Below are 255 nucleotides of genomic sequence, written 5' to 3' on the forward strand. Positions count from 1 at the left end.
AGTTGCTCTGGCTGATCGAACCACCCAGGATCAGGCCGGCGCTCTGGGCGAAACCGACGCTGGCGGTGATCGAGCCGGAGGCTTGCTCTTCGACGCTGTAGTTGACGTCGACCTGGTCGTCAGTGCCAGGCACCGGCGGGGTCTCGACGTTGACTTCCTTGAAGAAGCCCAGGCGCTCCAGACGGGTCTTGGACTGGTCGATCAGGTAGGTCGAAGCCCAACCGCCTTCCATCTGGCGCATTTCGCGACGCAGCA

Annotated in this window: 1 protein-coding gene; it reads right to left on the reverse strand. The window is 63.1% G+C overall.

Going from position 1 to position 255, the window contains the following annotated elements; all coding sequences use genetic code 11:
• On the reverse strand, window positions 1-255 hold a 255-nt coding region (locus JOY50_RS28845), incomplete at both ends, for a POTRA domain-containing protein (RefSeq protein WP_310738340.1).

Origin of the sequence: Pseudomonas sp. BP01, from assembly GCF_022760795.1 — a bacterium.
In the GTDB taxonomy this organism is placed as follows: Bacteria; Pseudomonadota; Gammaproteobacteria; order Pseudomonadales; family Pseudomonadaceae; genus Aquipseudomonas; species Aquipseudomonas putida_Q.